Raw genomic sequence first — 15058 nt, 5'->3', positions numbered from 1 at the left:
CTTTTCAATCATAGCCGAGGATTTCCTTGCGTTTTTTGCCCCAGCGCAAGGCATCGGCAATGCCTTCCTCAATGGAGCGTTGTGCCTTCCAGCCCAAGAGCCGCTCGGCTGTATCGGCATTGGCATACGCCCCAGCCACATCACCGGGACGCGGCGGCATCTCGCGCACGGGCAAAGGCTGACCGTAAACTTTCTCGAAAGCCGTCACCAATTCGCGCACCGTCACACCGCGTCCGGTGCCGAGGTTAATCACCACGTAACCATCCGGCGGGTCTCCGGCCCTGTGGAAGACCGCCTCGAATTCCAGCACGGCTTTAAGGTGCGCCTCCGCCAGATCCCACACGTGGATATAATCGCGGATGCCGCTGCCATCGCGGGTTGGCCAGTCCGTGCCGGTCAATTCAAAATAGGGCTGTTTGCCCAGTACGGTATCCACCATTTTCCCCAACACCAGTGAAGGGTAGCGCACATGGATACCGCTGCGGAGTTTGGGGTCGGCTCCAATCGGGTTGAAGTAGCGCAGGGCAATGCCTTTCATACCGTAGGCAATACAAAAATCGCGCAATATCATTTCCATCATGTACTTGGTGCGCGCGTATGGGCTGCGTGGCTTGAGCGGCGAACTTTCGGTGACCATGAAGCCCGGCACATCATCATAGATGGACGCTGAGGAACTGAACAGCACCTTTTTATAGCCCAGCCGATTCAACACCCGGAACAATTCCAGCGATTTGGCCACATTCTCGCGATAATACTCGTAGGGTTTTTCAACCGACTCCGGCACGATGATCAGCGCGGCGCAATGGACAGTTGCCTGGATATCGGGATGCTCGTTAAAAATGCGTTCCAACAAAGCCTCATCGGCAATATCCCCTTCGTAGAAAATGCGGTCACGTACAAACTCACGCTTTCCCACCGAAAGGTTATCCAGAATCACAGGGGTATGGCCGGCATCCAGCAAAGCCGAGGCGATGGTGCTGCCAATGTAACCGGCGCCGCCGGTAATCAAGAACTTCATGGTGTCCTCCGGAGATGTTTTATGGATTTATATCACAATTCAGCCAATCTTCAAGTTGAGCGCTGGCTTGAGATTTTTGCGGGCTTGCATCAGTCTGCCGGTCAATCCGCTGCCACAAACGGCACAATACCGGCTGCATCGCCGGTGAAATATCCGCTGCCAGGCGGGTCTGCTCCAGCGCATCCTGCCAGCGCCCCACATGAGCATAGGCCTCAATGAACGGCATTCGTTCGGCAGGGTCATTCGGGTAGTCCTGCAACGAAAAAGCCTGATCGCCGAGAGCAGCCGCCTGCTGCCAGTCGGCTTGCTGGCGGGCCAGGTCGCCCTTCTGGTAGTAGTAGCACCAGCCGTGCGCCGGTTCGCTGCCGTACAGAAAAGCCGGCGGTTGGGCGGGACGATTGGGCTGCGCCACAATCCAGCGGCTGGAAGAGAGATTCACCGCCGCCTGGCGGATCAACGCCGGCAGGAAGAGATTGTCCTGCTCCACCTCACCATCCACCACCCGCAGGCAGGCCGGCGGCTGATAATAGACCACCACCACCCGATCGGTGCTGCCAACGAATGTGGCTGCCAGAAAATCCACCGTCACCGGCAGTCCGGGCTGTAAGGCGGGCAAATTGGGTGAACCGATTCGCACCGCCGGATAAAACAAGTGGTAGCCCATTTGAAGCGAACGATTCTCCGGCGCGTAAATCCAGTTTAACGGCGCGGTCAGCGAGTTATCGCTATAAAAACGCAATGGCAGGTCGTTGGTCATCAAAAGCGTGCCTTTTTCCAGGCCCGGCGCCCGCCAGATCAGCTGCCAGAAAAAGTTTTGCTGCAATTCCCAGTCACGGCGGTAATCGTTGGCGGTCATAAAATCGCGTCCGCTGCTGAATGCAATCAAGCCAAGTGCCAGCGCCACCCTGACCCACGATTTGAGCGGTAAACTTTCGATCAGTCCAGCCGCCAGCAGCGCCGCACCGGGTAAAAACGCCAGCGTAAAGCGGTCATTCGGAAACCCCAGGCGCACCGGCAAGCCGGTCACATAGAACGGGACACCGGCGACCAGCAGCCAGAAAGCGGCGATAACGAGCATCTGCAAAACGGGCAAACGCCGTTGAGCAGGCTTGCCGCCGCTGCTCAACGGCAGAACGGCAAGCAGAGTCAGCAGAGCACTGCTCGTCACCACCCCGATGTAAAGCAGGCTGCTTAATCTGCCAAACGCAGCCCAAACCGGTAGACGGAAAGCCTCCACCCATCCGAGCACCGCTGCGGTACGGATTTGCAATGCTGCCGCGCCGATTTGGGCCAGCAGCGTACTCCAGAAATCCCTTTGAAGATTTTGGAACAGCAACGGCGCGTAATTGTTGGTCTGATAGGGGAAGAAAAAGGCGCGCCAGACAGCCGTCCCCACAAACAAAGCCAGAAAAGGAGCAGCATGAACCACGATGCGGCTGAGGCGGAACGTTCCCTCCCTCCCCGACTGGCGTAAAGCCGCTGCGTAGAAAAGGGGGCGCGCCAGTTCCAGCAGGAAGAAATACTCCAGGGTGAGCAGGTTAATGAGTGAGGTAATCATCGCCCCGCCGAGCCACACCCAGCGCCAGCGTCCGCCCTTCATCGCGCGCAGACCAGCGAACAACGAAAAGAAAAAGAATGCCAGCACCCAGAAAAAGTGACCGTACACCCGTCCAATTGCTTGCTGACCGAAGCCGGGGTAGACCGCCAGCGCCAAACCGGCCAGAGCTGCAGCCCGCGGTTGATCCTTCCACACTTCCCGCACCAAAAGCCAGAAAAGCAGGCCGCTCACCCAGCGCCAGAACAGGCCAAACAATTGCCACTGCCACGGCTGATTGCCAAACAGGCCGGCTGAAAATTGATACAACAGCCCCCAAATCGGGCGGTTGGTGGAAAAGTAGCGTGCCAAACCGGCCGTGCCGTAGGTTTCCGCAATCCAGGTGATGGGAAAGTCATCCCAGTAATAGCCCTGCCGCAGGAACAGCAAGCCATGCGCCAGCAGCACCACCAGCAGCAATGTCAGCGGGAAGAAACGCTCGGCCGGCAGCCGCTTAAGCCTGACCATCATGCCGGGTGGAATCCTCCTTGGAAGAAAGGATGCGGCGCACGAAGTAAATCGGGCGGTGTTTGACCTCCTGAAAGATAAAGCCAACATACACCCCAATGATGCCAAGGGTGATCATCAGCACTCCGCCGACGACCAGCAGGACGAACATGAGCGAGCTCCAGCCGGGCGCCAGGGTATCCTGCCGGCCGGTCAGCCAGAAGCTGAGCACATAAATCATTTCCATCAACGCCAGCAGCAAAAACACACCGCCCAGCGAAATACCCAGAAAGAGCGGCGCCAGCGAAAAGGAAAAGATGGCATCGGCAGCCAGTTTGAGCATTTTACGCAGGGAGTATTTGGAGCGGCCGGCAATCCGTTGGGCAGGCGTATACGGCAAAATAACCGTTTGAAAGCCCATCCACGCCACCATGCCGCGCAAAAAACGCTGGTACTCGCGCATCTGGCCCAACGCATTGGCAGCCCGGCGGCTGAGCAGGCGGAAATCGCCACTGCCGGGCAGGATGCGGGTGTTGCTCAGGCGGTTGAGCCAGCGATAAAAAGCATCCGAAGTCCAACGCTTGAACCAGCCGGCCTGTTGCGCCTCGACCCGTTGGGTCAGGACGACCTCATAACCCTGCAAGGCCAGATTCAACATTTGGGGGATCAATTCCGGGGGGTGTTCCCCATCCCCATCCAGGCTGATGACAAAATCGGCGCGGCTGTGATCCAGGCCGGCGGTCAGGGCGGCCTGATGACCGAAATTACGACTCAGCTCGATGACGGTCACGCGCCGGTCGGCAGCGGCAATCTCGGCCAGGCGTTCGGCAGTGGCATCCTTTGAGCCGTCATTGACATACAGGATATGAAAGGAATAGGGCAATGGGTCAATCACCGCGCTCAAACGCCGATGAAAAACCGCAATCGCTTCTTCCTCGTTGTAAACCGGAATGACCAGATCAACGGTGGGCGGGTTTTGTACAGGTGTGGAAGCAATCAAATCAGCCGGGATAGGGGAATGGCTCATCATTACCTGCCTTGACTCAGATAAACCGGAATGCCGTAATAATCACCGATGCACAGGGTCAGCCAGTTTTGCGGGTTGGGCTGTACATCCAGACCAAAATTATACCGGTAAGGCGGCACAAAAACTCGCGGTTCGCCGCGTTGAATCGCCTGCTCGATCAACTGTTCGCGGGCGTCAAATTCGGCGGCATGCAGGCGCATTTGCTCGTTCATCGCGCTCAATTGCTGAACCGAAATCCAGCCGACCGCAAGAACCAGAATCAGGGTCAACACCGCCGCGCCGATCGAAGGAGAAACCCCTTTTTGCTTCAGGCTGCCGCCTGCCCAAACCCCAAGCGCGAAACTGCTGAACACCAGTACCGTTTGAGGAACAAATAATGTGCGTTCCGGGAAATAACCACCCAAAAAAGCGGATGGGATGAACATCATCAGGGTAACGATCAAAGGAAAAAGAATCAGGAAAACGATTTCCCAGGTTCGGAGCCGCAAAGAAAGACTATTCTTCTGGAAAGTCAGGAAATGGCCGCTACTCATTCCAATCACAAAAATCAGCCCAAGAATCAACAGCGGAAAAGCGTTGCCGCTTTCCATGCCTCCAAACAGGAGGTGATAATTCTTAGACAATGTGGTGAGTGCAGTGTCTAAAATCTTCTGAATGTCTGTTGAAACACCGATGGTGTTGACTCGAGTGTTGTTGCCGGGTGAAAAGACCACCATTCCAAAACCGAGTATCACCCCTGCCAGACCGGTTAAAGCGGCAGTCGGTTTTTGGCTCTTCCTTTGGAATTGAGCAGCCCGCCATTCCAGCCAGCTCAACACAAAAAAGATGCTTCCTCCCAGAATAGCAATCGTTTCATGGAAACCCGCACTGAGAAACGAAAAAAAGAACAGGATTGCCAAATCATACTTACGTTGAGGATTGTTTTTCAGCCTGAGCCACACCCCAATCGCCAGCAGCAAAAAGGACAATCCTCCCGTAACAATCAGGGCGTGCAGTGACCAAATCACGGCCTGAAATTTATCGGAAGAGATGACAAAAACAAACCATGGTAAGCCCACCGGTAACAAAAGTTGAATGAAAGGATTTGCCTCTTTAAAAATTGCCCTCAACACCCACAGACTGCTGCTACCCAAACCGATCAACAGGATTAATGGGCCGAGCGGTATCGTGGCTTTTCCTGCCAGCAAGGCAGTGAAATTGAATAAATGGCTCATGAACCGCCCATTAATGGTCTGATAGAAGTTGCGAATCGCTCCTCCCCAACCGTAATCGCGCAGGACATTCAAGTAGCAGTAATCATCCGCATACAGGCGGTTATTCGCCGCAATCGAAAAGCTCAACCCCCAGCCGATCAGTACAACCGCCCCCAGCAGCAGCGGAATGAAGAGCGTGTAAACCCTGACCGGAAGGGCTATTCTTAACCCCTTTACCGCTCCGCCGGCGATCAGGTAAAGCAGAAAAGCAACACTGAGGGCGACATTGATCCACAAAGGAATTAAGGTTGAGTACTTTTGGAATTGGGTACCGATGGGGATTTCAAAAGTTCTGGCAAATTTCGGCTTGCCTTCCAGCAAATACTCGAACGTTTGCGAAGCAGTATTGACTTTGACAAGCCAATTGCCTTCGCCTTCAACGGAGAGTTTGAAATCTCCCCATCCACGCCCGTTCCACAGAAAACCCATTCCATCCTTCGGATCACTCAGCCAGCCCACCCCATCAGGGGTAATTTCCACCATACCCTTCCATTGGATGGTTTTATAGGACACATCACCGATACCATTATTGAGCCAGACGACACGGAGAATTCCGGGGGGGGCACCCAATGGGATGAATTGCGCATCAACTCGTTCTCGCAGAGCAAATAACGGCATGGCAGGATTGGGATAGCCAAAATACAGCAGGATCGTCAACAGGGCGGTTGCGGCAATCAGGCTACCAGTCCTTTTGATATCCCAATCTTCGAACAAACGGCGGTCGAAAAACCAGCCTGCCAGCAAAATCAATAATCCCGCTGCCAGCCCGCTGATGAGCAACAACATACGGCTGACAATCATGGGTGGTTGGAAAACGAACCAGTACAGGTTAAGGGAAAGACTCACCCAACCAATGAACAAAATGCCAGCGGTTGATAGACTGAATGGGAGCAGGGATGCTAAGCGCTTCATGGTCTTAAACTCGATGAGGAATAAATCTCAAAGTCATCATTCTCGAATAACAAAGGGAATTGATTGCGCGCAAAACCCGCCAAATCGGCGTAATCCGGCTTCCACACCACCAGATAATCCGCCCGAAAGGTTTTCAGATCCTCCAACAACCTCTGGGGCTGCTGCGGATTCCAGTAAGGCGCAAAGGCATTCCGCCCGGTGAATAGTGCCAGGGCGCGCGGCTTGAAAAAAGCGATGACATCCGGTGGTCGGGTCTCTTCCCGAACGTACTCGAACATTTGTTGACTGGCGGGCAAACCAATTCCGTTGTCAAATTCTTTCAGCGGGATGCGCCGATAATCGCTCAGGTACCCCTGCAACACTCCAACCGTAAAAATAGCCAGCGCCAGAAATGAAATTCCTTTTTGAACCATGCCGGAAGGGATAGGGTTGAATTTACTAAAAAAGATCGAACCTTGCTGCCACCCATACAGAACATAATAAAAAACGAAAAACGAAATCGGTAGGTAGAAGCGAAAGCCCTGATTATAAGGCCATACCGCGATCATTGCCAAATTACCCAATACGAACCACTCAACTGCACCCAGGTAGGGCAATCGAAAAACCAATCCCAGTATCAACAACGCGATGCCAATCATTGAAATCAAACTAACTTCACCAATACGGAGCATATCATTGCGCCACATTCCCTGAAAAAAGGAGATCATCGAATTGATATTTTCTTGCAAAATACTCCAGTTCCAGCCTCTGGTCTGGTCAAGATAATCGCCGGTGCTGGGTAACACCAGATTTAACATCATGGCCACCAGGAGCGGAATTCCAATCACAAACCAAAAATCACGGGTCTGCCAGCGGCGGTGCAGTATGGCATCCACCAGCACGGCTGCCAGCAATAGAAAACCGACACTGCGAGCAGTGATGGCAGCCGCAATGGCCAGCCCCACCATCCAGCCTTTGACCCCCGCTTTCGAATCACGCCATCTTTCCCACCATAACAAACTGAGCATACCCAGGAGCACAAACGGCATATCTGAAAGGATTTGATCCTTGTAATCCCAAAACCAGGGGTGCAGACCTGCCAGTAAAATCGCCAAAGCCCGCAACGGAGGCGGAAAACGGTCTTTCAGCCACTCATTAAATAAAGCCAGCGAACCCAGCCCGCAAGCCACACCGACCAGCTTGAAAATCGTTAGATTCAAGTCAAAGACGGCGTAGAGAGGCACTAACAGCAACGGCAGCAAGGGCGGATAAGCGCTTGGGCCGAGCACCACCGCCGGGTTGTGCATAATGCCGATCGCCGTGTAGGGCTGCCCCTGCGCCAGATTGCGGGCATGGGCGATATACTGGGCAAAATCATCTCCCCACGGGTGGCCGCTGCGCAGCGTGAGCAGGTAAAACAAACCGACCCCCACAAGAGACGCCAGGGGAAGATGGCAAATCAGCCTTCCTAATGTGTCCGGATAACGCCGAATGAACCACGCTACCCCATTCAGACTGATCTGAGCCAGCCATGCCAGACTGAGCGAACCGAGAGCCATCACCAGCACGTAACCGGCGGCGTAAAGCCCAAACGACAAATATGGCAGGTGAATTCCCTTTTCGTTTGCCCCTCCTTCCAGCAGAATCTCCCTCGATTGGCTGCCAACCTGCGCACTCAGGCGGAGAGGTGTCCGGCTTTGCACGGTCACCAGTAATTCTTGCCAGATTCGCCCATGCCAGCGGACTTCGGCAGGCTGACCCTGCCCGGCTGTCAACGATACTCCCCCCGGCGTGATCTGTGCAGTGGGCGGCAATTCAAGATCATTGAAGGATAGGTCAGCAAGGCCATTATTCAACCAGACCAGTTGAAACGTGGCTTCTTGTGAATCAAGCGGTTCGAAATTCAACCGCACTTCAACCGGAGCGATCAGCGAATGCAGGGTGGGTGCCGGGGCAATGATAAACAAGACCACTGCGAGGATCATACCCATCCACCAACCCTTTGTGGAGATTGCCCGCCAGCCGGTTGCGGTCATACCCCGTTCCCTTAATAACCACAGCAGCACCACCAATCCAAGGGCGATCCCTGCACTCAAACCCAATCTTCGCAGGCTGATCGCCGAACGGGGTTGAAAGATCAAAAAATACAGATTCACCAGCAGACTAAGCCACAGCAGTCCAAAATGGCCAGCCTGAACCAAATATTTTCGCATCAACCTCACCCGTCCTCCCACAAAGGCGAAGTTCGCAAAAGGGCAGCCAGAACCGCCAGACTGACGGCGGCGAGCAGAAGGATGCCTGCCTTGACCAGCCCGTAGTACCACCATCCGCCAACCGGCACGGTGATCTTCCGTTCGAGGATTGGTGGCGCATCAAATCGAAGGCGTTCTTCACGGTTTTGGTAACGAATGCGAATCTCAATTGGCTGATCGCTGCTGAAAATCAGGGTCAATGCCTGCCAGACACGCCCGCTCCAGCGGATTTTTGCCGGCGATTCACCTTCCACTGTCAAATGGATGCCGCTGCCGGGGCGAATTTCCGCCGTTTCATCCAGCTGGAGGTCTTTATAGGATACATCAACCATTCCGTTGTTCAAGCTGATCAGACGCACCTCGGCGGGCAAAGCAGAAAGCGAGGAAAATTCCACCTGCAATTCCACCGGCAGGGCAAACAACTGACCGGGAGGGGCGGGGTAGATCAGATGAAATATGCCAGAAAGCAATAATCCTGCCCGCCACAGCCTTTCCTGCATCACCCACCTGCGCCACCAATCAACAAGGGATTGACGCCCCCGCCGCAGGTACAGCCAGACCGCTGCACTCAACACCGCACCGATACCCGCCGCAAAAACCAGCCGGCGCAGACTCAAAACCCCCAAAGGCTGTAAAAAGAGCAGATAAACATTCAAAGCGAAGCTGACTGCCAGCAAACCCCCCAACCCCATACCAGCCAGTCTTTGCTGCTGATGCTCCAAAGCCGTTGCTTGTGTCATCTTGATTCAATCACGAAAATTCACTTTATGAATCATCAGGGGAGGAGGGTAGGGAGCCTCCTCCCCCTAACCGGAAGCGGATTTACCTGCTTCCAGTGCCGGTTGGCTAAGGTTGAATCTGACCAAACACTTCCGCCGCAAAGTTGAACACATCCTCTTGTTGGGAGGAAGTAACCTGACCATCCCCCCGGCCATACCAGTTTAATGTGTACTCAAAACCATCGGTTACCCCGTCACTGCGGCGTGCCTCAAACAGCGCAATTTGATCTACCCAATTATACAATAACTTCAAGGAATTGGCAGATATGCGCAAAGAACCGCGCATCGCAGGTGGGTTATTTTTACAATCCCTTGCATAAGCCCAACCGCTCTCGTAGATTTCCAGTACATCACAAAAACCGGCGATCCCGCCTGTGCGTTGCCAGAACAACAAGCGGTACGAATCAAGGTTCTCGGCGCGGGCTTCTGCCAGCGCCATTTGCGCCCAGACCGCCAGGGCGCGGCCCTCTTCAACAGCAGGCTGAGTGGTGCCCCGCCCCTGAAAGGTCAACCAGCCGGCGGGAGTTTCCATTTGGAACGAAGGCAGCGTGCGGATTAACTCCGCCAGCTCCAACGGTCGCTGTAAATTGGTAAAAGGCTGCGCTTCCAGTACACTCCCGCAAGCGCCGCTGGCCAGTCCGCCCAAACCGATTTGCAGAATGCGGCAGTCCTCACTTTGTGAGCCGGAAATCAAAATCAGGTACGATTGGCCCTCATCGGCGCTCTTAACCCCTGCCAGAAGCACCCGGCTGCCATCTCCGTTGGTGTGGTAGATGTACTGTAACCCCTGCACGGCAAAGACCACCCGGAAGCCGTTCACCACCTCCGGTTGACATTCCTCGCCAGCCTGAGACAGGCCCAAGCAGGAATCCGGCCATTCCACCGGCGAAACTTCGACCAGCACCGCCTCGGCCGGCGTGCCCAGTGAGAGCAGGTCTGCCAGTTGCCGACGGGCTGCAGCCACGGCTGCCTCCTGCACAGCCGCAACCGGGCGGATGCGCACGCCTTCCAGATCGGTGCGAAATTCAAAAAACTGATCACCGACCTGCAGACCAACCAGATAACCCGGCACAATTTCCTCCGTGCAGGCCTCCCCCTCATTTCCCAGGCCCAAACAGCCATCCGGCCAGTCGGCGGCTTCCACACGAATGACGCTCACCGCCGTCTCCTCCAGCCCCAAAGCCACTGCCAGAACCTGACGGGCCGCCAGCACGGCCGGCGGGAAGAAGGATGAATCGGGCGGCGGGGCGTTTTCCTGTTGCGGCGTTGGGGTCAGGCGAGTGGGATCATACCAGCCGGGCAGGGGAGTTTTTCGATCCACCGGCGGGGTTTGAATGGCTTGCGCACAAGCCGAAAGCAGCACCGCCAGCACCACCATCCACACCAGATTTTTACGACCCATACATCAATACTCCTGTCGCTGGATAATTTCGGCAACAGGAGTATTATAACCCGCTCGCAAATTTCGAGGTTTTTAACGGGTTGTTTCCTTCAAACCGGTCAGTTCCAGACTGACCTGCCAAAGACGACGGGCGATTTCCTCGTCTTGGGCAATTCGGGAAGGCTCAACCGCTTTTTTCCGATCAAAATACCTGCCGCTAACCCCTTCAACTTCGGGAGAAACGGCCAGGTAAATGGTCGTTTCAGCCCCCTGCTCGGGAGAAATTGCGCTCAGACGTTGGACAAGACCCAATCCCAGGCCGATCAATCCGCCGTTGTTTTTACCGAATTGGGTGGCCACAAAACCGGGATGCAGGCAGTTAGCGGTGACACCTGTGCCTTCCAGCCGGCGGGCGAGCTCGGAGGTAAACAGCACATTCATCAGTTTACTGTTGGAATATGCCCCCCAGCCGTTATACCCTTTTTCCCCATTCAGGTCTTCAAAGTTAATCCGTCCACCAAAGTGAGCCGCCGAAGAGACATTGATGATTCGCGCCGGCGCGCTCCTGATCAGCAAATCCAAAAGCAGGTGGGTCAACAAAAAATACCCCAGATGGTTGAGGGCAAAGGTCTTTTCCAGGCCATCGCCGGTCAATTCGCGTTTGGCGAAAAACGCCCCGGCATTATTGATCAGCACATGCAAATGGTCGTAGCGGCGACGGTATTCGGCAGCCACCCGCCGCACCTGTTCCTGCTCCGAAAGGTCGCCAATCAGAAAATCTACTTTGGGATTGCCGCTCTGTTGGCGAATTTCGTGAACGGTATGTTCCGCTTTTTGCGGATTGCGCCCGACAATGATGACATGCGCTCCCTGTTTAGCCAGTTCTAAGGCGGTCACTTTACCGATGCCATCGGTAGCGCCGGTAATCAGCACTTTTTTACGATCAATCGTCCAGGTCATTTTGACTACTCCTTATTTGAGACATTTCCCTGACGATGGGATTATAAGTAGTCACTGCCGCAGACCGCAACCTCAGCGCCGGATAAGCTTATACAAGCGGGATCACAGTTTTTCGGGCGGCAGGCGAGCCGGTGGTGCGGGCTGACACATGCCGAATAAAATTTTTCCCATCTTACGTCCCCACTCGCGGATGGCTTCCCAATCGCGCCAATCGCCGGGTTTGAGTGCGCTTTGCCCGCCGTGAGTGCCATGCAGCAGCGCCTCCTCAGACACCCGGCCGGCAAACAGCCCCACTTCCAGCGGTCGGAATTCCGGAAAGGTGCGACGGATTTCTTCGTAGGCCTGGCGGGCGGCTTCGCGATTCTGGGGCGTATCCTGACACAGACTGCCGCACAGTTGAAAGACCCCCATCAGGCGCAGGCGGAGAGTGGCGCGCTGGGCGCGTAAAAAGGCAATTGCCTCCGGCAACCAGCGCGCATGACGCACCGGGCTGCCCAAAATCACCGCCCAGTACGGACGCAGGTCGCGCACTCGCTGCACGGGAGCCACATCCACCCGTCCGCAATACTGCCCAATCTCGTAGGCAATTACCTCAGCCACCTCTGCTGTGGAACCCGACCGACTCGCAAAGGTGACCAGTATGGCATCTTTTGGCATCCAGTTCAACGCTTCCACCAACGCCCTCCGGCAACATTGTAGCCCAAAACACAAAAACGCGCCTGCTCAGGGAATCCATTTTTTCCCCGCAGATTAGAAGGAAGGATCAAACGCTCGCTTGATTTATTCAACCAGCCGCTGTTGAAGCGCAAAAGCAACTGCCTCAGTCCGGCTGGAAACTCCCAGTTTTGAAAGAATATTGCTGACGTGAAACTTGACCGTTGAGGGGCTGACCACCAGTTTGGCTGCAATCTCATTATTGCTCAAACCGCGCACCATCCAAATCAGCACATCCCGTTCGCGGTCGGTCAGTTCAAAGGCGGGTACAGGCGGGCGGGTGGCCGCCTGAATCAAAACCTGAGCCGCCTCCGGCGCCAGCGTGCTGCGCCCGGCATGGGCAGCGCGAATGGCTTGCGCCAGATCATCCGCCGAAACATTCTTGAGTAGATAGCTGATGGCGCCAGCCTGCAAAGCTGCCTGTACCAAGGCATCCTCGCGGAAACTGGTCAGTGCAATGACTTGAATGTGGGGATGCGCCTCCCGAATCAGGCGGGTGGCAGCAGCCCCGTCCATCTCCGGCATGACCAGATCCATCAAAATCACATCCGGCTGGAACGCTGCAGCGCGCTGCACGGCTTGCAAACCGTTTTCGGCTTCCCCGACCAGTTCCAAATCGTCGAACGCCATGAGAAAAGCGCTCAAACCGCTGCGCACCACGGCGTGATCGTCCACCAGCATCACCCGAATGGGTGCCGATTCGCTCATCGTTTCATCCTTGACCTGCTCTCGAACGCCTCATGTTTACTTAATTTTACCCGCAAAATGCCGGGAGAGGAACGAAAAACCTGCCGGGCATTAAAACCGCCGTGATTACTTTTTAACGGCGATCAGGGTGCCATCCCCGGCCGGATAAAGATGGGCGGTCACCCTCTCGTCCTGCGCGACCATCCGGTTGAAACTGCGTACCGCCTCGATGATCGGGCTGCTGGCTTCACCCGCCACACTTCCGCCCCACAGGGCATTGTGGGCAGCAATCACCCCGCCGGATGGCAGGTGCTTTAAGGCCCATTCGTAGTACTGCGGGTAACCCTCTTTATCCGCATCCATAAAGATCAGGTGATACGGCGCAAGAGCGGCTGCTTTTTTCAGCATCAGGCTGGCCTGCCCCACCAGTAAGCGGATTTTTCCTTCCAGGCCAGCCAGGGCAAAATTGCGCCGGGCGACTTCGGCATGAACAGACGATTTCTCGATGGTCACCAGATAACCATCCGCCGGTAGGGCTCGCGCCATCCAGATGGCGCTGTAACCAGCCAGCGTGCCGATTTCCAGAATCCGCCGGGCTTTGCACAAACGCACCAGCAGCGCCAAAAACGCCCCCTCTTCGGGGCTGACCGCAATCTGAGGCAGCCCCTGTTCGGCGCTCTGCTCGCGAATCTGGCGCAGGATGTCATCCTCCCGCGCAAACAGGCCAGTGATATACGCCTCAATTTCGGGTGTTGGTGGAGTACGGAGAGCCATATCAGACGACCTTTCTTCTTCAAGCACTGTTCCAGTCCGGTTTAACCTGCCAATGACCGGCGCCGTTCGGCTACTTGAGCGTAAAATGCTGCCAACCTTGGGCGCATCAAACCGGCTTCGGCGCGTTCAGCAATCCGCTGAGCGTTGATCTCGGCCGCCTGCCGAAGCAAAGGTGGATTGGAAAGCGCCAGCACCACCGCCGCCGCAATCGAATCTGCCTTTTGCCCCTCCACCAGCAGTCCATTGACCCCGGGTGTGATCCATTCGCGGATGCTTTCCAAATCACCTGCTACCGGGAAGCTCCCGCAGGCCATGGCTTCCAGCAGCGTATTGGGGGTGCCGTCGTGGGTGGTCACCGAGACAGAAACGGCGCTGCGGGCAAACAACCCCCATAACTGCGCCTGCGGCAGGGATGGCAATAACACCACCCGCTCATCAAGATGCAGCCGTTGTTTCCAGGTTTCGGCTTCGCGCTCGCCTTGCATACCCGGACAGACGAAGACCGTTTGCGGAAAGCGCTCCCAGATCAGCGGAATGGACTGAAAGAAGGCAGCCGTGCAGGTGTAGGCACGCACTCCGCGCGGATTGATCACCATTGCCTGATGGGGGGGAATGCGTTCTTCCAGTTCGGCGGGCAGCCCTTGGCAGGCTTGTTGCATCCGTTGCAGGTCAATGCCGCCGCTGGTGGGGATGAGCAGGGCAGGACGATCCGCTGGAAAACCCCACCCCAGCGCCAGACGCAGGTCACGGGCGGCATCGGCGTGCAGGCCGTCGGCTCGCTGCAAGACCGCCCGTGTCCACAAGGTCATTCGGGCGGTAGCCGGTGCATGGAGCGTCAGGTCGTTGCCCCAAATCGAAACCGCCAGCGGCAAGTCCTGGGGTGTGGCAAGCGCGAGGATGCCCTCAAACGGAATGCGCAGCGCATGAACCAGATCCGGCTCAAAATCCTGCAACGCCTGACGGAAGCGCCGCGCAGCGGCAGGCAGGCTGAGCGGGGCCAGCCGGTAGCGCAGCGGCAGCAGCACGCGGCGCAGACCTGTCACCCAGCGCCGCGCAGCGGAAGGGGAACCTTGACGGCTGTCAACCCGCCGGGAAGGGGAAGATTGCCCGCCCGCCAGCCCGCTGAATGCCACCGGCACCACCGCAAAGTGGGCTGCATCGGGCGGCGGCAGGCACGGAAAGGTGGAAACCAGCGAGAAGGTGTAACCCAGTTCACGCAGGTTATCCAGCCAGCGCAGGGTGATTGGACTGCGGCCATCGGCAACCAGCAGGATGTGCATG

Annotated in this window: 12 protein-coding genes; all 12 read right to left on the bottom strand. The window is 56.0% G+C overall.

The features are described 5' to 3' along the window. Nucleotides 1–4: 4 nt before the first annotated feature. Nucleotides 5–1018, bottom strand: a complete 1014-nt coding sequence (galE, locus tag AC812_RS05850; protein WP_061912887.1) for a UDP-glucose 4-epimerase GalE — start codon at nucleotides 1016–1018, stop codon at nucleotides 5–7. 19 nt (nucleotides 1019–1037) lie between these two features. Further along, nucleotides 1038–3083 carry a hypothetical protein gene (locus AC812_RS05845; RefSeq protein WP_061912886.1) on the bottom strand — a complete coding sequence of 682 codons (2046 nt, stop codon included), beginning with the start codon at nucleotides 3081–3083 and terminating at the stop codon, nucleotides 1038–1040. Continuing rightward, nucleotides 3067–4086, bottom strand: coding sequence for a glycosyltransferase family 2 protein (locus AC812_RS05840; protein WP_061912885.1), 1020 nt, complete (start codon nucleotides 4084–4086; stop codon nucleotides 3067–3069). Before AC812_RS05840 ends, AC812_RS05845 begins: the two co-directional genes overlap by 17 nt. Nucleotides 4087–4088: 2 nt before the next feature. Further along, complete coding sequence (locus AC812_RS05835) at nucleotides 4089–6251, bottom strand: DUF6056 family protein (protein ID WP_061912884.1); 2163 nt, start codon at nucleotides 6249–6251, stop codon at nucleotides 4089–4091. After that, nucleotides 6248–8443 carry a glycosyltransferase family 39 protein gene (locus AC812_RS05830; protein WP_061912883.1) on the bottom strand — a complete coding sequence of 732 codons (2196 nt, stop codon included), beginning with the start codon at nucleotides 8441–8443 and terminating at the stop codon, nucleotides 6248–6250. The genes AC812_RS05835 and AC812_RS05830 overlap by 4 nt, the downstream gene beginning before the upstream one ends. Nucleotides 8444–8448: 5 nt before the next feature. Continuing rightward, entirely contained in the window at nucleotides 8449–9222 is a 774-nt protein-coding gene (locus AC812_RS05825; RefSeq protein WP_145962452.1) for a hypothetical protein, read from the bottom strand. Nucleotides 9223–9328: 106 nt separating this feature from the next. After that, entirely contained in the window at nucleotides 9329–10663 is a 1335-nt protein-coding gene (locus tag AC812_RS05820; protein ID WP_061912881.1) for a hypothetical protein, read from the bottom strand. 72 nt (nucleotides 10664–10735) lie between these two features. Beyond that, on the bottom strand, nucleotides 10736–11602 hold the full coding sequence (locus AC812_RS05815) for an SDR family oxidoreductase (RefSeq protein WP_061912880.1): 867 nt from the start codon (nucleotides 11600–11602) through the stop codon (nucleotides 10736–10738). 102 nt (nucleotides 11603–11704) lie between these two features. Further along, nucleotides 11705–12277, bottom strand: a complete 573-nt coding sequence (locus tag AC812_RS05810; RefSeq protein ID WP_061912879.1) for a flavodoxin domain-containing protein — start codon at nucleotides 12275–12277, stop codon at nucleotides 11705–11707. A 105-nt stretch (nucleotides 12278–12382) separates the two neighbouring features. Next, nucleotides 12383–13024, bottom strand: a complete 642-nt coding sequence (locus AC812_RS05805; protein WP_061912878.1) for a response regulator — start codon at nucleotides 13022–13024, stop codon at nucleotides 12383–12385. 105 nt (nucleotides 13025–13129) lie between these two features. Further along, a complete protein-coding gene (locus AC812_RS05800; protein WP_061912877.1) occupies nucleotides 13130–13777 on the bottom strand; it encodes an O-methyltransferase in 648 nt (215 codons plus the stop codon). Nucleotides 13778–13818: 41 nt separating this feature from the next. Continuing rightward, on the bottom strand, nucleotides 13819–15057 hold the full coding sequence (locus AC812_RS05795; protein WP_061912876.1) for a glycosyltransferase family 4 protein: 1239 nt from the start codon (nucleotides 15055–15057) through the stop codon (nucleotides 13819–13821). Between the last annotated feature and the right edge of the window lies 1 nt (nucleotide 15058).

Source organism: Bellilinea caldifistulae (genome assembly GCF_001306055.1).
Lineage (GTDB): Bacteria > Chloroflexota > Anaerolineae > Anaerolineales > Anaerolineaceae > Bellilinea > Bellilinea caldifistulae.
The sequence above is the reverse complement of the archived record's forward strand: the minus strand, read 5'-3'. Positions and strand labels throughout refer to the sequence as shown.